The sequence below is a fragment of the Mesorhizobium tamadayense genome (genome assembly GCF_003863365.1).
Classification (GTDB): Bacteria; Pseudomonadota; Alphaproteobacteria; order Rhizobiales; family Rhizobiaceae; genus Mesorhizobium; species Mesorhizobium tamadayense.
The window spans coordinates 82523-96874 of the sequence record NZ_RQXT01000018.1; the positions used below are offsets into that span (position 1 = coordinate 82523).

At 64.2% G+C, this 14352-nt stretch carries 18 protein-coding genes and 1 tRNA gene; 6 read left to right on the forward strand and 13 right to left on the reverse strand.

Going from position 1 to position 14352, the window contains the following annotated elements; translation table 11 throughout:
• Positions 1 to 49 precede the first annotated feature (49 nt).
• Positions 50 to 126 (forward strand) — tRNA-Pro (locus EH240_RS16435).
• Between the two features lie 48 nt (positions 127 to 174).
• On the opposite strand, the gene EH240_RS16440 is transcribed toward EH240_RS16435, so the two are convergent.
• Both EH240_RS16440 and EH240_RS16445 read right to left on the reverse strand, forming a co-directional pair.
• Positions 175 to 633, reverse strand: coding sequence for a YbaK/EbsC family protein (locus EH240_RS16440; RefSeq protein WP_124999959.1), 459 nt, complete (start codon positions 631 to 633; stop codon positions 175 to 177).
• 174 nt (positions 634 to 807) lie between these two features.
• Positions 808 to 1074, reverse strand: a complete 267-nt coding sequence (locus EH240_RS16445) for a helix-turn-helix domain-containing protein (protein ID WP_124999961.1) — start codon at positions 1072 to 1074, stop codon at positions 808 to 810.
• Between the two features lie 299 nt (positions 1075 to 1373).
• Here EH240_RS16445 and EH240_RS16450 point away from each other — a divergent pair, with 299 nt between their 5' ends.
• The 3 genes from EH240_RS16450 to EH240_RS39010 all read left to right on the forward strand — a co-directional run bounded on the left by EH240_RS16450 (position 1374) and on the right by EH240_RS39010 (position 2953).
• Positions 1374 to 1973, forward strand: a complete 600-nt coding sequence (locus EH240_RS16450) for a hypothetical protein (RefSeq protein ID WP_124999963.1) — start codon at positions 1374 to 1376, stop codon at positions 1971 to 1973.
• A gap of 232 nt (positions 1974 to 2205) precedes the next feature.
• The gene (locus EH240_RS16455) at positions 2206 to 2394 is read left to right on the forward strand and encodes a hypothetical protein (RefSeq protein WP_124999965.1); all 189 of its coding nucleotides are present in this window, start codon (positions 2206 to 2208) and stop codon (positions 2392 to 2394) included.
• A 412-nt stretch (positions 2395 to 2806) separates the two neighbouring features.
• A complete protein-coding gene (locus tag EH240_RS39010; protein ID WP_245436105.1) occupies positions 2807 to 2953 on the forward strand; it encodes a hypothetical protein in 147 nt (48 codons plus the stop codon).
• A gap of 185 nt (positions 2954 to 3138) precedes the next feature.
• On the opposite strand, the gene EH240_RS16465 is transcribed toward EH240_RS39010, so the two are convergent.
• From EH240_RS16465 to EH240_RS16495, 7 genes are all read right to left on the reverse strand, one after another.
• Positions 3139 to 3441, reverse strand: coding sequence for an ElaB/YgaM/YqjD family protein (locus tag EH240_RS16465; protein WP_124999967.1), 303 nt, complete (start codon positions 3439 to 3441; stop codon positions 3139 to 3141).
• A 106-nt stretch (positions 3442 to 3547) separates the two neighbouring features.
• Positions 3548 to 4087: a MerR family transcriptional regulator gene (locus EH240_RS16470; protein WP_124999969.1), complete on the reverse strand. Its 540-nt coding sequence runs from the start codon at positions 4085 to 4087 to the stop codon at positions 3548 to 3550.
• A gap of 125 nt (positions 4088 to 4212) precedes the next feature.
• Entirely contained in the window at positions 4213 to 4536 is a 324-nt protein-coding gene (locus EH240_RS16475; protein ID WP_124999971.1) for an integration host factor subunit alpha, read from the reverse strand.
• A 104-nt stretch (positions 4537 to 4640) separates the two neighbouring features.
• Entirely contained in the window at positions 4641 to 5612 is a 972-nt protein-coding gene (locus EH240_RS16480; protein WP_124999973.1) for a beta-ketoacyl-ACP synthase III, read from the reverse strand.
• 9 nt (positions 5613 to 5621) lie between these two features.
• Complete coding sequence (gene plsX / locus EH240_RS16485) at positions 5622 to 6692, reverse strand: phosphate acyltransferase PlsX (protein ID WP_124999975.1); 1071 nt, start codon at positions 6690 to 6692, stop codon at positions 5622 to 5624.
• Positions 6693 to 6822: 130 nt separating this feature from the next.
• Positions 6823 to 7371, reverse strand: coding sequence for a YceD family protein (locus EH240_RS16490; protein ID WP_124999977.1), 549 nt, complete (start codon positions 7369 to 7371; stop codon positions 6823 to 6825).
• Positions 7372 to 7382: 11 nt separating this feature from the next.
• On the reverse strand, positions 7383 to 7925 hold the full coding sequence (locus tag EH240_RS16495; protein ID WP_124999979.1) for a ubiquinol-cytochrome C chaperone family protein: 543 nt from the start codon (positions 7923 to 7925) through the stop codon (positions 7383 to 7385).
• Positions 7926 to 8042: 117 nt separating this feature from the next.
• On the opposite strand from EH240_RS16495, the gene EH240_RS16500 reads away from it, so the two are divergent.
• Positions 8043 to 8564 (forward strand): outer membrane protein assembly factor BamE, encoded by a 522-nt coding sequence (locus tag EH240_RS16500; RefSeq protein ID WP_124999981.1) that lies wholly within the window; start codon positions 8043 to 8045, stop codon positions 8562 to 8564.
• Between the two features lie 251 nt (positions 8565 to 8815).
• On the opposite strand, the gene EH240_RS16510 is transcribed toward EH240_RS16500, so the two are convergent.
• The gene (locus tag EH240_RS16510; RefSeq protein ID WP_124999985.1) at positions 8816 to 10957 is read right to left on the reverse strand and encodes a sodium-translocating pyrophosphatase; all 2142 of its coding nucleotides are present in this window, start codon (positions 10955 to 10957) and stop codon (positions 8816 to 8818) included.
• Between the two features lie 60 nt (positions 10958 to 11017).
• Here EH240_RS16510 and EH240_RS37955 point away from each other — a divergent pair, with 60 nt between their 5' ends.
• Positions 11018 to 11176 (forward strand): hypothetical protein, encoded by a 159-nt coding sequence (locus tag EH240_RS37955; RefSeq protein ID WP_167484041.1) that lies wholly within the window; start codon positions 11018 to 11020, stop codon positions 11174 to 11176.
• Positions 11177 to 11347: 171 nt separating this feature from the next.
• Here EH240_RS37955 and EH240_RS16515 read toward each other — a convergent pair whose 3' ends face one another.
• Genes EH240_RS16515 through EH240_RS16525 form a run of 3 tightly spaced genes read right to left on the reverse strand, consistent with a single transcriptional unit; the run spans position 11348 to position 14189 of the window.
• Positions 11348 to 12097, reverse strand: coding sequence for an ABC transporter permease (locus EH240_RS16515; protein ID WP_124999987.1), 750 nt, complete (start codon positions 12095 to 12097; stop codon positions 11348 to 11350).
• The gene (locus EH240_RS16520; RefSeq protein ID WP_124999989.1) at positions 12094 to 13029 is read right to left on the reverse strand and encodes an ABC transporter ATP-binding protein; all 936 of its coding nucleotides are present in this window, start codon (positions 13027 to 13029) and stop codon (positions 12094 to 12096) included. The genes EH240_RS16515 and EH240_RS16520 overlap by 4 nt, the downstream gene beginning before the upstream one ends.
• On the reverse strand, positions 13026 to 14189 hold the full coding sequence (locus EH240_RS16525; protein ID WP_124999991.1) for an ABC transporter permease: 1164 nt from the start codon (positions 14187 to 14189) through the stop codon (positions 13026 to 13028). The genes EH240_RS16520 and EH240_RS16525 overlap by 4 nt, the downstream gene beginning before the upstream one ends.
• Positions 14190 to 14352: the final 163 nt, after the last annotated feature.

Below are 14352 nucleotides of genomic sequence, written 5' to 3' on the forward strand. Positions count from 1 at the left end.
CGAATTCGGTTGACCCGCACGGGGTTATCACGATACATCGCCACCGGTCCGGAGTGTAGCGCAGCCCGGTAGCGCACTTGACTGGGGGTCAAGGGGTCGTCGGTTCGAATCCGGCCACTCCGACCATTTTTAAGCCCGAGACTTGGCCCCCAAAAGTCCTTCTCCGCCACTCCGCTACTCGCACACATCGACCCATTTGGCGCCAACGAGATCGGCCATCCGTTGCGGCGCGATCCGCACCGCAGCGTTGGTGGCGCCGGCGGCGGGGACGACCTCGTCGAAGGCGCGGAGCGTCACGTCGCAATAGACCGGCAGCGGCGCCGGCAGGCCGAACGGGCAGACGCCGCCCGGCGGATGGCTGGTCGCCGCCAGCACCTGCTCGCCGTCGAGCATGCGCGGCTTGCCGCCTAGGGTGTCCTTGAACTTGCGGTTGTCGAGCCTGGCGGTGCCGCTGGTCACCACCAGCATGGTCTCATCGCCGACGCGCAGGCAGATGGTCTTGGCGATCTGCGCCGGCATCACGCCATGCGCCTCCGCCGCCAGCGCCACGGTCGCCGAGCTCGCTTCGGTGACCAGGACCTCGATGTCGGGCGCATGTTCGGCAAAGAAGGCGCGGACCGATTCCAAGCTCATGGGCGAACCCTCGTCAGACATGTTGGCGGACGCCACCCGAATCGCGGCGCCGGTCGGGATTGGCACATGGCGCCTCGCCCTTTGGCAAGAGCCAGGGAACTTTGCGCGGAAGGCGCAAAAAACCCGCCAGGACGAGGCCGTGGCGGGCTTTTCATGCCGGACGCTTCGGCGTCTCTATTGTTGTGTGGGCCGATTCTCTTCGGTCGGCACCATTATCAATTCCTCTTCCGGCACCTGCAGCGCGGAAGCGATTCGCCTGAGCTTGGCGGGGTCGGCGTCCTTGCCGTCCTCGATGTCGACGATCTCGCCCACGGCCAGGCCGCAGGTCAAGGAGAGCTCCTCGATCGTATATCCCCTCGTTTCGCGCGCGGCCTTCAGCGGATTGAGGCCGGACGCGGCAATGATGTCGTTGGAAACAGCGCTTCTTGCGGTGTTGGGCATGGCAACTCCTTGGGATGAAACAAGACAGATAAAATGTGGCGTTGCCTGAGACGGGCGGAGAATGGCCGTTAACAGGTGATTTGCCAAGAGGGACCGTCGCGGCCGTCACGCCATCGTGAACCGGTGTTCCCGGTCGGAGGCCGCTGGCTCCCGCTATGTAAGGTGGCGAGACGCCCAATCAAGTTCTTTTGAAGCGCTGAAGGCCGGACCCACCGGCATTTTGCCCGCTCCAGTTCGTTAGCTTTCTGTCGCTGGCCGACGGCGGGGAGGCGCTAGCCCCTTTGAAAGGATCGGATGCCATGAGACTGAAATTATTCGCGATTGTGCTCGGCACGATTTCAAGCCTTGCCGGCGCCGCGCAGGCGGACACCGTGCGCGTGCGCGGCACGGTGGTCGACCTCGCCGGAACGGCTCTGACGGTGAAAGTTCGGGAGGGCAAGACCGATACGGTCACCCTTTCGCCCGGCTGGATCATCTCCGGCGTCGCCAAAGCGTCGGCCGCCGATATCAAGCAGGGAGATTTCCTCGGCATCGCGTCGGTCTCCAAGGCCGACGGCGGCAGCGGTGCGCTGGAAGTCGTGATCTTTCCGGCGGCGTTGAAGGGAACCGGAGAAGGCGACCGCGATTGGGATCTGCAGCCCAACAGCCGGATGACCAACGGCACTGTCGCCGACGTCACCGAGGTCAACGGCCGGACCGTGACGCTCACCTATAGCAATGGCCAGAAGAAGCAGATCGCCATCCCGCAATCGACGCCGATCGTGAAATTCGCGACCGCCAAGCCCGCGGACCTCAAGCCGGGTGCGGCCGTGTTCGTCAGCGCCGAGCGCGGCAGCGACGGCAAGCTCGTTTCGCGCCGGCTGGTGGTCGGCAATCACGGCGTCGCTCCGCCGATGTGAGGCGCAGGACCGGCTCACAGCCTGCAAAATCATGATGCCGAGATATCCTTCGCGCGTCCGGAAGGACGCGCGGCGCAAGGAGCGCCCTGCCGGAAACAATCCAGAAACAAAAATCTACAGTCCGGAAAAATTGTCGAAAAAATCCAGGAGGATAGTCCCGATCGCGAGGCTTGGATCACCGATTTGGTCCGGTGAATTCCGAAACGCCCGCGTAAAAAGGAAAAAAGAAGTCATGAAGAAGTCCCTCCTCTCCGCGCTCGGGCTGGCCCTGGCCCTGGCGTTCACCATGCCGATCCTCGGCGCCACCAGCGCCGATGCGGCGCCCGTGAAGAAGCATCACCATCATCATCACCGCAAGCACCATAGCCGGCACCACCACCATCATCATCACCACAAGAAGATGGTTGCGAAGAAGGCCTGATTCCTTCCCACCATGCCGATGGGAAGACAGGTCTTCATTAGACCGGGCATGTCTTCCCATCGGAATTTTTCGCTTCGCGAGGATAAGGCTTTCCTTCGAGCGCCTGCTGCCCCTTATGGAGCGCGCAGCCGCATTCGACCCTTCATTATAATCCCGGCCTCTTGCCCGCGACGTGCGGCCGTCGCCATGGCAACCGGCGCCAGGCGCTGCTGGCCAGATGCGCGGCAAACCAAATCCGAACCCTGACACCTGCCAAAGCAATGCCCACATCCGCCAGGCGAAAAAATCGCAGGGGATATGAACCTTCCCATTGGAGCCGGCACTAAACGGTCATGGACGCCACGAAGGCGCTCCTCAATCCGACCGGGACGCCGTGAAGGCAATCCCCACAACAATAGAAGGAAATGCTCAAATGACCAACATCAAGCGTATCTCGCTCGCCGCTGCCCTCGTCGTCTCGGCTTTCGGCTCGGTCTCGGCGCCGGCTTTTGCCGGCACGCATCCGACCGGCGACGGCGGCGCGGTCTGCAAGGGCTCGGGCTCCTGTCTGGTGCTGTAGATCGACTGCAAGGGCACCTACACCGACGCCACCGACAAAAACGGCACCGTCTACGGCAAGTGCACCCAGGTCATGAAGGTCGATCCCAAGAGCCGTATCAAGCTCGCGAACTGATCGCAGTATGGGACATGGAAATGGCGGCCGTTACGGACGGCCGCCATTTCTGTTTCGCCTCCGTCGAAGGATCAGCGCCGGCTGATGAGAAGGCCGGCAAGCAGCCCGACCACGACCAGCCCCACGGCGGTCGCGGTGGCCGGATGGTCGCGCGCGGTACGCTCGAGCGCCCTGCCCCTGCGCCTGATTGCCGGCAGTGCCTCGTAGAGGCGGTCGGCGAGTTGCGAATAGTAGTCGGACGCCGTCTCACGTCCGTCCCCGTAATAGGCGTCGCCGCGTTTGGCCAAGGCTTTCCTGAAATCGCTGAGTTGTCGCGAGAGCGCCGCGACCTGCCTGTCCAGATCCATATCGGAAAGGGTCGAAAACGATAACATGCCTGATGTCCTTCTCTCGCAGAGAAGGCCTAACGCATGGACGCGGCGGCGAGTTCCGGCTGTCAGAGACGGTGGCCGTTCAAGCCGCAGAACCGGCTACCGAAGCTCAACGCACCTGGTCGAGCAGGCGCTTGCACTCCAAGAGGTCGAAGAGCGCCTCCTGCAGCAAGGCCCGGTTGTCGCGCGACAATTTCGAGGAGTCCGGCTGCACGGGACCTTCGTCGTCGCCCTTGCCGAGGCCGAAGAAACGGCGGCTGGGCTTCACCTTGGGCTGTCCGACCAGCGCATCCTCGTCGCCGCGCGGCTGGGCGGCCGCGGTCAGCGGCACCTGCTCGGCCTGCCGGCGTTGCGCGATCGCCTCGACGGCGGCCATGTCGCCACTTCCGATGGCGACCAGGAAGTGGTTGCCGTTCTCGCGCAACAGCTTCTGCACGCCTTTGATCGTGTAGCCCTGATCGTAGAGCATATGCCGGATGCCCTTGATCAGTTCGACATCCTGGGGCCGGTAGTAACGGCGGCCGCCGCCACGCTTCATCGGCTTGATCTGGTTGAAACGCGTTTCCCAGAAACGAAGCACATGCTGCGGCAGGTCGAGATCCTCCGCGACCTCGCTGATGGTGCGGAAAGCATCGGGGCTCTTGTCCATGGGCGAATCCTCACGCTGGACCACGATCGGAGCTGATCCGAATCGCAGCCTATTTCAGCGGTTTATGAAACGATATTCAAGCCCGGCGTCAAAGCGGGCGGCGGTTTTCAACCGGCATTCGCAGGCTATTTGCCGCCCTTGCTCTTGCTGCTCTGGTGCGAACGCAGGATGCGGTTCTTCAGCACATTCGACGATTTGAACGTCATCACGCGGCGCGGAAGGATCGGCACTTCCTCGCCGGTCTTGGGATTGCGGCCGATGCGCTCATTCTTGGAGCGGACATGGAAGGTCGCAAAGGAAGACAGCTTCACCGTCTCGCCACGAACGATGGCTTCGCAAATCTCATCCAGCACGGCCTCGACGAGCTCGGCCGATTCAGTTCGCGACAAACCAACCTTGCGGTAAACGGCTTCAGCTAGGTCGGCACGCGTAAGTGTCTTTCCCCCCATGCGACCGTCCCATCAGCTCAAAAAAACGTAAATCGATACAGGCAACGGCAGAGCCTAAGTAATTGATCCGGCAAGGTCAAGGACCGAACCCGCGCGTTCGGCACTTACCAGCGGAGCAACACCGCGCCCCAGGTGAAACCTCCGCCCATCGCCTCGAGCAGAACCAGGTCGCCCTTCTTGATGCGGCCGTCGGCGACGGCCACCGACAAGGCGAGCGGCACGGAGGCAGCCGAGGTGTTACCGTGCAAATCGACGGTGACCACCACTTTCTGTTCGGCAATCCCGAGCTTCTTGGCGGAAGCGTCAATAATCCGTTTATTGGCCTGATGCGGCACGAACCAATCGAGGTCTTGCGCCGTGATGCCCGCCTGGGCAAAGGTCGCCTCGATGACGTCGGTGATCATGCCCACCGCGTGCTTGAACACCTCGCGGCCTTCCATCCTAAGGTGGCCGACCGTTCCGGTCGTGGATGGGCCGCCATCGACGAAGAGCTTGTCCTTATGGACGCCGTCCGAGCGAAGGCTGGCCGCCAGCACGCCGCGATCGCCGATGCCGCCCTTTCCCCCCTGCGCTTCCAGCACAACAGCGCCGGCGCCATCGCCAAACAGCACGCAGGTCGAGCGGTCGGTCCAGTCGAGGATGCGCGAGAAGGTTTCGGAGCCGATCACCAGCACGCGTTTTGCCAGCCCGCCGCAGATATAGAGATCGGCGGTGGCGACCGCATAGACGAAGCCCGAGCATACGGCCTGCAGGTCGAAGGCAAAGCCGTGATGCATGCCGAGCCGGTTCTGGATATCGACCGCGGTCGCGGGAAACGTGTTGTTGGGCGTCGACGTCGCTAGCACGATCAGGTCGATGTCGGCAGGCGTCAAGCCGGCGCTGTCGAGCGCGGCGCGCGCGGCGGCCTCGCCCAGCGAAGCCGTCGTCTCGTCATCGGCTGCGACGTGGCGCTGGCGAATGCCGGTGCGCTGGACGATCCACTCGTCGGAGGTCTCGACCATGCCTTCGAAGTCGGCATTCTTCATGATGCGGCGGGGTAGCGCGGCACCGTTGCCGCGCACGACTGATCTGATCAAGGTTCGTTCCTATTCCTCGGCGTCGACGGCGACGCCGGATTTCCTGTTTGCCTGGGCATTCGGATTGCGCGCATGGAACAGATCGAGATCGGCCTCGATCCGGTCAAGCAGATTGTTGCGCACCATGTCGTAGCCGAGCTCGATCGCTGCCGCGAAGCCGTCCGAATCGGCGCCGCCGTGGCTCTTCACCACAATGCCGTTCAGGCCCAGGAAGACGCCACCATTGGAGCGGCCGACATCCATCTTCTCGCGCAGCCGGTCGAAGGCGCCCTTGGCGAAGACATAACCTATTCTTGCCATCAGCGTGCGGCTCATGGCGGCGCGCAGGTAGCCGGCGATCTGCCTTGCCGTGCCCTCCGCGGTCTTGAGCGCGATGTTGCCGGCAAAGCCTTCGGTCACGACCACGTCGACCGTGCCCTTGCCGATGTCGTCGCCCTCGACGAAGCCGCGGTAGTTCATCGACGCCATGTTGGCCTCGCGCAGCATTCGCCCGGCCTCCTTGACCTCCTCCTGGCCCTTGATCTCCTCGACGCCGACATTGAGCAGGCCGACGCTCGGCCGCTCGATGCCGAACACCGAGCGCGCCATGCCGGTGCCAAGGATGGCGAAATCGATGAGCTGATGCGCATCCGCGCCGATGGTAGCGCCGACATCGAGCACCACGCTCTCGCCGCGCGTCGTCGGCCAAAGCGCTGCAATCGCCGGGCGGTCGATGGTGGCCATGGTGCGCAGGCAGAATTTCGACATCGCCATCAGCGCGCCGGTGTTGCCGGCCGAGATGCAGGCCTGCGCGGTGCCGTTCTTCACCGCCTCGACCGCCTTCCACATCGACGATTTCCAGCGGCCGTGGCGCAGCGCCTGGCTCGGCTTGTCGTCCATCCGCACCGCGACCTCACAATGGATGAATTCGCTCGCCTCGGCCAGTTTCGGGAACTTGGCGAGCTCGGGACGCACCGCGTCCTCGTGGCCAAAGATGACGAAGCGGATGTCAGGGCGGCGGATGGCGACCGTCATCAGCGCCGGGATGACCACGCTTGGTCCGTGATCGCCGCCCATGGCATCGATGGAAATTCTGATCACGCGGTGTTTTTCTCACGGTTTGCCTGGCTAGCGGCGGGCGCCTGCCGAGGTAAGGGGGCTCGCGACGGTTCGGCGAAAATAGCGGTTTTGGGCTGCCGCACAACCAACTTTTCCAAAATCCGGGCCGCCTTCAGGATTTTCCGAGCAGCGAACGCAGCTTTTTCTGGAATTCGCTTTCTTCAAGCTGATCGTCGCCCGCGGCCTCGATCGAGGCGCCGGGCTTGCGCGGATAAGGGTCGATCGCCAGGACGAAAAACTGTTCGGCAAGCGCGCCGACATCGATGGTGTCGCCGGAAAATGTTTCCGGGCTATCCGGCCCGTCGGCGTCGAGGACGATCTCGCCACCGCCTTCGAACCCTTCGCGTCCGAGCTTCGAGTGCTCCGGCAAGAACAGCGCCTCGACGGGCTCGTCTATATGGGCCGCGACCGGATCGAGTGTGACGATGCAGGCCTGGGTGATGTCGGCTTCGACGCGACCGCTGACCTTGACGCCGTTGCGCTTCCAGGACGCCACATGGAGCTCGGCGCGGTAGCTCTCGACGGAAAGCAGGTCGTGCTCCGCGGCAAGTGCTGCGCGCTGCCGTGCGTCGGCCTCGACCACAACCGGCAAACCCTTTTGCGGCAGGCGGGCGACATTGGCGAGGAAGGATACGGGGCTTTGCGTTTCGGCGTGTTTCATTCTCGCCTCGTTCACGCGGTTCCGGCAACCGGAAACGCGACGGTGCCGGACACGATCGATTCGGTCGGTTGCGCGGCAAGCTGCCCGGACGCCGCGGAAACATAGCTCGCCAGCAGCGGAGCCTCGCGCCACTCGCCGGCATCGGGCCTGACGTTGCGGGCGAGCGCTGCGGCAAGGGCCGCGAGGTCGTCGTCAAGCAAGGCGTCGTCGTAGGCCGCGGTGCGGCCATAGAACATCTTTGCCAGTTTCTTCATGCGCTTCGGCACGCCGACATCGCTAATGCCGAGTTCCCTTAGCGAATGCTCAACATCGAGGAAGAACTCGTCGATCAGCACCTGGGCGACCTCGGCCGCGGCTCCGCCCTCCCCGCGCAGCCGGTGCTGGACCAGGTACATATGCAGCGACAGCATCTCGAAGCGGCCAAGCGGCGTATCCGGCACATTCCAGTCGGAATAAAACGATGTTTGCCGCGCCGCCGCCACGATTTGTGCGTAGAGCGCCTCGGTGATGGCGCGGTTGGCGTGGCGTTCGCGGCCAAAAAGGCGCTGGAACATTGAGGGTGGTCTCCCGGGGACCTTTTGTTTGATTTGGCCTTGTTGCATCGGCATGCAAGCTGGTTTACCGGTTTTGCGGCCCAGCGCAAGTTGCGGGGATGTGATGGAGAATTGTTGTTGGGCGCGCTGAAATTCAAGTCGTTTCTTACGCCTGTGCCGGCGGGCGTGGCCTCTCTGCTGCTGGCGGTATCCGCGCTTTCGGCCTGCAATTCGTCCAAGATGATCGGCGATCTCAGCCCGAGCGAGACGCTGACGCAGGGCTATGTCATTGACCAGGCGGCGATCGACTCGGTGCCGGTCGGCTCGAGCCGTGAGCAGGTGCTGCTGGCCCTGGGCACGCCGTCGACGACGGCGACCTTCGACAACGAGGCCTTCTATTACATCTCACAGACGCGCAAGCGCTATGTCGCCTTCGACAAGCCGCATCTGGTCGACCAGCATGTGCTGGCGGTCTATTTCGGCGCTGACGGCCGCGTCACCCAGATCGCCAATTACGGCCTGAAGGACGGCAAGATCTTCGACTTCATCTCGAGGACGACACCGACCGGCGGCAAGGACCAGAACTTCCTCAGCCAGATCATCAACGGCGCCAGCAAGCTGGCGCCCGGCATCCCGGGCGGGGGCGGCGGCACGCCGTGAGCTCGGCCATCTGATTTTCTTCAACAAACAAAGGACCCGCCGGAACCGCTCTGGCGGGTTCTTTGATTCGGCCGCATCGTTGGAGCAATTCCAGGAAAAGTGCGTAGCGGTTTTCCGTCCGGAATTGCGTCAAAACAGAGAGATAGAGCGGTTCTGCGTTTCCGTGAAACGGTGAACCGCTCTAGGCTGAAAAACAAAAAAACCCGCGGGTGCGATCCCGCGGGGTCTCTTGTCCTGAAAGAGCGCCTGGATCAGCCGTGAGCGAGTACGGCCAACAGCAGCAGCGCCACGATGTTGGTGATCTTGATCGCCGGATTGACGGCTGGGCCGGCGGTGTCCTTGTAGGGATCGCCGACCGTGTCGCCGGTCACGGAAGCCTTGTGCGCCTCGGAACCCTTGAGGTGCTTGACGCCGTCCTTGTCGGTGAAGCCGTCCTCGAAAGACTTCTTGGCGTTGTCCCAGGCGCCGCCGCCCGAGGTCATCGAGATGGCGACGAACAGACCGTTGACGATGACGCCGAGCAGCGAAGCGCCGAGCGCGGCAAAGGCGGAGGCCTTCGAGCCCGAGATCAGGAGCACGCCGAAATAAACGACCAGCGGCGCCAGCACCGGCAGCAGCGACGGGATGATCATTTCCCGGATCGCCGCCTTGGTCAGCAGATCGACCGCGCGCGCATAGTTCGGCTTCGACGTTCCGGCCATGATGCCCGGATCCTCGCGGAACTGCTTGCGCACTTCCTGGACGATCGAGCCTGCGGCGCGACCGACGGCGGTCATAGCGATGCCGCCGAACAGATACGGGATCAGGCCGCCGAAGATCAGTCCGGCGACGACGTAAGGGTTGGAGAGGTCGAAGGAGACCTCACCCATGCCCTGGAAGTAAGGGAATTTGTCGCCGTTGGCGGCAAAGAATTTGATGTCGTTCGAGTAGGCCGCGAACAGCACCAGCGCGCCGAGGCCGGCGGAGCCGATGGCATAGCCCTTGGTCACAGCCTTGGTGGTATTGCCGACCGCGTCGAGCGCGTCCGTGGACTGGCGCACTTCCTTGGGCAGGCCAGCCATCTCGGCAATGCCGCCGGCATTATCGGTGACCGGGCCGAAAGCGTCGAGCGCCACGATCATGCCGGCAAGGCCGAGCATGGTGGTGACGGCGATCGCGGTGCCGAAGAGGCCGCCGAGCTGGTGGGTGGCGATGATGCCGGCGACGATGACGATGGCCGGAAGCGCCGTCGATTCCAGCGAGACCGCGAGGCCCTGGATGACGTTGGTGCCGTGGCCGGTCACCGACGCCTGGGCGATTGAGTTCACCGGGCGCTTGTTGGTGCCGGTATAGTATTCGGTGATCACCACGATCAGACCCGTCACTGCCAGGCCGACCAGGCCGCAGATGAACAGGTTCTTGCCGGTGATGGCAAGGCCGGCGACAGTGCCGATCTCGCCCCAGCCCAGCACCGCCGAGGTGGCAATGGCCAGGCCGACGATCGACAGCAGGCCGGTGACGATCAGGCCCTTGTAGAGCGCGCCCATGATCGAGCCGTTGGAACCCAGCTTGACGAAGAAGGTGCCGACGATCGAAGTCAGGATGCATGCGCCGCAGATGGCGAGCGGATAGAGCATGGCCGCACCCAGCACGGGGGTGCCGCCGAAGAAGATGGAGCCGAGCACCATGGTGGCGACGACGGTCACGGCATAGGTCTCGAACAGGTCGGCGGCCATGCCGGCGCAGTCGCCGACATTGTCGCCGACATTGTCGGCGATGGTGGCCGGATTGCGCGGATCGTCTTCCGGAATGCCGGCTTCCACCTTGCCGACCAGGTCGCCGCCGACGTCGGCGCCCTTGGTGAAGATGCCGCCGCCGAGACGAGCGAAGATCGAGATCAGCGAGGCGCCGAAGCCGAGCGAGACCAGCGCGTCGATGACGACGCGGTCGTTCGGCTGCAGGCCCATCGGGCCGGTCAGGATGAGGTAGTAGATCGAGACGCCGAGCAGCGCGAGGCCGGCGACCAGCATGCCGGTGATGGCGCCCGACTTGAAAGCGATGTCGAGGCCGGCGGCGAGGCTGTTGGAAGCGGCCTGCGCGGTGCGCACATTGGCGCGCACCGAGACGTGCATGCCGATGAAGCCGGCGGTGCCCGAGAGCACGGCGCCGATCAGGAAGCCGATCGCGGAAGTGATCGAGAGCAGCCACCAGGCAAGCAGGAGCACGACGATGCCGACGACGGCGATGGTCGTATACTGGCGCGCTAGGTAGGCCTGGGCGCCTTCGCGGATGGCGGCGGAGATTTCCTGCATGCGCTGGTTGCCCTGATCGGACGCAAGGACCGAACGTGTCGCCCAGATGGCGTACAGGACTGAAAGCAAGCCGCAGGCGATGACGGCGGTAATGATGGTCATTGCCGGATTTTCCTCGATTGATGGCCCAAAAGAACCCCTCCCTGGGCCGTTGGAACGGGGATGAATGCCGCGCACGGAATCCAACCCTTGGCTGCGGTGTATGCGAAACAGGGCCCGGAACGTCAAGATATTGTTCGGTTTTTGCCCGGCTTTCGCCCGAAAGACGAAAACAGCGACTCACCAGCAGGCGCCACCGTGCTTTTAGATCGATTGAAATGACGCTGCGTAAATCAGCCGGCGGGCAAGTCGCCGTCGGGCTGGATGACGAAAATCAGCACAGCGGGCTGGGTGAAGCTCGAACTCACGCTCGACCACCCCGCGTTGAGTACCCTGCTTTGCAGCCATTTGCTGAAATGGCGGAGATCGCAGAGGACGAGATTTGAAAGCCGGTTACGCCGTCTCCCGCCCCATGCGCCGCGCGGCGTAGCGCTCGATCGCCGACAGGCCGTCATAGATCAGCACCGCAAGCGCGGCGACGATCAGGCCGCCTTGCAGCACGAAGGCAAGGTTGTTCGAGATCAGGCCGGCGATGATCACCTCGCCCAGCGTCTTGGCCGCTACGGTCGAGCCGATGGTGGCGGTGGCGAGGCCGATGACCACGGAAAGCCGGATGCCGCCGAGGATCACCGGGGCGCTGAGCGGCAGCTCTACCTTCACCAGCCTTTGCCAGCCGGTCATGCCGGCGCCGCGCGCCGCCTCCATGACGTTGCCGGGCAGCGTCGTGAGCGCGGTCAGCGCGTTCTCGAAAATCGGCAGCAGGCCGTAGAGGAAAAGCGCGATTAGCGTCGGCTTCTCGCCGAAACCGACCGCAGGCACCGCGAGCGCCAGCACCGCGACAGGCGGAAAGCTCTGGCCGATATTGACCAGGCTGCGCGACAGCGGCAGGAACTCGGCGCCGGCGGGCCTTGTGACCAGGATGGCGAGCGCGACGGCGACGATCGTGGCGGCCACCGTGGCGACCAACACAGTCCTCAGATGCAGCAATGTCAGCGTCAGCAGGCTGCCCTGATTGTAGATCGCCGGCGCGCCGTTCTCGGTCAGCGGCCGCAGCAACGGCTCGAACCAGCCCGGGCTGGCGATGAAGGCCACAAGCAGCACCAGAAGCGCCAGCCTCAGCAGCGCGGGCAGCCAGGCCTTCATGCCGGCCTCGCGCGCTTCACCAGTCCTTCCACAGTGATGCGGCCGATCAGCTTGCCGTCGCCGTCTTTCACCGGCAGCGCCGGGCGACCCGCCCACAGAAGCTCGGCCAGAGCGTCACGCTGGCTGGCGTCGCCGGGGATCGCCTCGCCCTCGGCGCCGCCGGGTTCCACGGCATCGCGCACGCGGCCGAGCGACAGGAGCCGGAACGGCCGCTCGCTGGAGCCGACCAGGGTCTCGACAAAGCCATTTGCGGGCCGCGCCAGGATCTCCGCCGGCTTGGCGTATTGCAGCACCTTGCCGGCATCCATGACGGCGATCTTGTCGCCCATATGCACCGCCTCCTCCATGTCGTGGGTGACCAGGATGATGGTGGTGCCGAAACGCTTCTGGATCGCCAGCAGATCCTCCTGCGCCTTGGTGCGTATGATCGGGTCGAGCGCGCCAAAAGGCTCGTCCATCAGAAGCACGTTGGGCTCGGCAGCGAGCGCGCGGGCGACGCCGACACGCTGCTGCTGGCCGCCGGAAAGTTCATGCGGATAGCGCGGACCATAGGCCTGCGGATCGAGCTGGTAGAGCGTCATCAACTCGTCGACGCGCGCCTTGATGCGGTCCTTATCCCAGCCGAGCAGCAGCGGCACGGTGGCGATGTTCTGCGCCACGGTGCGATGCGGGAACAAGCCATGGCCCTGGATGGCATAGCCGATGCTGCGGCGCAGCTGGTAGTCCGGCACCGAGCGGTTGTCGGCACCGTCGAGCTTGATCACGCCGGACGTCGGCTCGACCAGCCGGTTGATCATCCTGAGCAGCGTCGTCTTGCCCGAACCGGAGGTGCCGACGATGACGGCGATGGTGCGCGGCTCGATGACCAGCGATACATTGTCGACCACCGTCGTCTCGTCATAGCGCTTGGTGATGCCTTCGATCTCGATCATGCGGGTTGCGCCCTGCGCTTGGTGGAGGTCATTTCGATGACCGCGTCGAGGATGATCGCGGCGGCAAAGGCCAGCGCCACCGTGGGCACGGCGCCGAGTAGCACAAGGTCCATGGCCGTCTGGCCGACGCCCTGGAAGACGAAGACGCCGAAGCCCCCGCCACCGATCAGCGCCGCGATGGTGGCAAGCCCGATATTCTGCACCAGGACGATGCGGATGCCGGTCAGGATCACGGGAAAGGCAAGCGGAAACTCGACATCGAACAGGCGCTGGCGGTCGGTCATGCCCATGCCGCGGGCGGCATCGTTGGCTGCGCGCGGCACGCCGGCAAGGCCGACCACGGTGTTCGCCACCACCGGCAGCAGCGAATAGAGAAACAGCGCGACGAAGGCGGGCGCGGTGCCGATGCCTCGGATGCCAAACCCTGCCGCGCCCGGCACATGCGCGGCGACCCAGCCGAGCGGCGCGATCAGCAGGCCGAACAGCGCGATCGACGGAATGGTCTGGATGATGTTGAGCACGTTCAGCACCCCTGCCCGCAGCGGCTCGACGCGATGACAAAGGATGCCGAGCGGCAGGCCAACCACCACCGCAGCCGCCAGCGAGCCCAGCGCCAGCGTGACGTGCTTGGAGCCCTCCGCCCAAAAGCTGTCGGCGCGGCTGGCATACTCCTTGAGGATGGAAAGACTGTCCCAACTCCCCGAGACAAGCAGCGCGCCGACGGCGAGCGCGGCGACGACGAGAGCGCCGACGCGTGCCGATGGCGAGAGGTTCAGCCTTGTCAGCACATCGGCCAAAAGCAGCGTGAAGGCGAAGATCAGCAACCAGAAGCCGGAGGCCGGCGAAACACGGGCGAAGGTATTGCCGGCGGGGGTCAGGAAGCCGCCGGCCGTGCCGATCAGGATGGCAAGGGCGGCGAGCGCGATTACGCTTGCGGCAAGTCTGAGGACGAGCGGCGTCTTCAAGAGTGCGATGATGCCACCAACAATGACGATCGCGAGCAGCAACGCACCAAGCGCCGACGGCAGCGATTCGAGGATCGAGCGTGCCTGCCCGGGCACGATACGGTTGGCGCGGAAGGTGGCGAACGGTGCCGCGAAGGCGGCATAGGCGACGACGACGGCGATGACGATGCCGAGCTTGTCGAAGCGGAAGGTCATGACCGCCCCTCAAAAGAGGGGATCAGCGACTTTCCAGGCAGCAACCACTCTTTGGAGATTTGCGAAAGGCGACGCGAGATCCAATCTCCCCCCTTGCGGGGGAGATGGCCGGCAGGCCAGAGGGGGGTGGGAAGGATCGCCGACATTCGAATTTCAGCTTGCC

Coding starts and splice junctions, on each gene's coding strand:
- EH240_RS16440 (WP_124999959.1), bottom strand. CDS start 633: ATGAGCTTGGAATCGGTCCGCGCCTTCTTTGCCGAACATGCGCCCGAC.
- EH240_RS16445 (WP_124999961.1), bottom strand. CDS start 1,074: ATGCCCAACACCGCAAGAAGCGCTGTTTCCAACGACATCATTGCCGCG.
- EH240_RS16450 (WP_124999963.1), top strand. CDS start 1,374: ATGAGACTGAAATTATTCGCGATTGTGCTCGGCACGATTTCAAGCCTT.
- EH240_RS16455 (WP_124999965.1), top strand. CDS start 2,206: ATGAAGAAGTCCCTCCTCTCCGCGCTCGGGCTGGCCCTGGCCCTGGCG.
- EH240_RS39010 (WP_245436105.1), top strand. CDS start 2,807: ATGACCAACATCAAGCGTATCTCGCTCGCCGCTGCCCTCGTCGTCTCG.
- EH240_RS16465 (WP_124999967.1), bottom strand. CDS start 3,441: ATGTTATCGTTTTCGACCCTTTCCGATATGGATCTGGACAGGCAGGTC.
- EH240_RS16470 (WP_124999969.1), bottom strand. CDS start 4,087: ATGGACAAGAGCCCCGATGCTTTCCGCACCATCAGCGAGGTCGCGGAG.
- EH240_RS16475 (WP_124999971.1), bottom strand. CDS start 4,536: ATGGGGGGAAAGACACTTACGCGTGCCGACCTAGCTGAAGCCGTTTAC.
- EH240_RS16490 (WP_124999977.1), bottom strand. CDS start 7,371: ATGAAACACGCCGAAACGCAAAGCCCCGTATCCTTCCTCGCCAATGTC.
- EH240_RS16495 (WP_124999979.1), bottom strand. CDS start 7,925: ATGTTCCAGCGCCTTTTTGGCCGCGAACGCCACGCCAACCGCGCCATC.
- EH240_RS16510 (WP_124999985.1), bottom strand. CDS start 10,957: ATGACCATCATTACCGCCGTCATCGCCTGCGGCTTGCTTTCAGTCCTG.
- EH240_RS37955 (WP_167484041.1), top strand. CDS start 11,018: ATGAATGCCGCGCACGGAATCCAACCCTTGGCTGCGGTGTATGCGAAA.
- EH240_RS16515 (WP_124999987.1), bottom strand. CDS start 12,097: ATGAAGGCCTGGCTGCCCGCGCTGCTGAGGCTGGCGCTTCTGGTGCTG.
- EH240_RS16520 (WP_124999989.1), bottom strand. CDS start 13,029: ATGATCGAGATCGAAGGCATCACCAAGCGCTATGACGAGACGACGGTG.
- EH240_RS16525 (WP_124999991.1), bottom strand. CDS start 14,189: ATGACCTTCCGCTTCGACAAGCTCGGCATCGTCATCGCCGTCGTCGTC.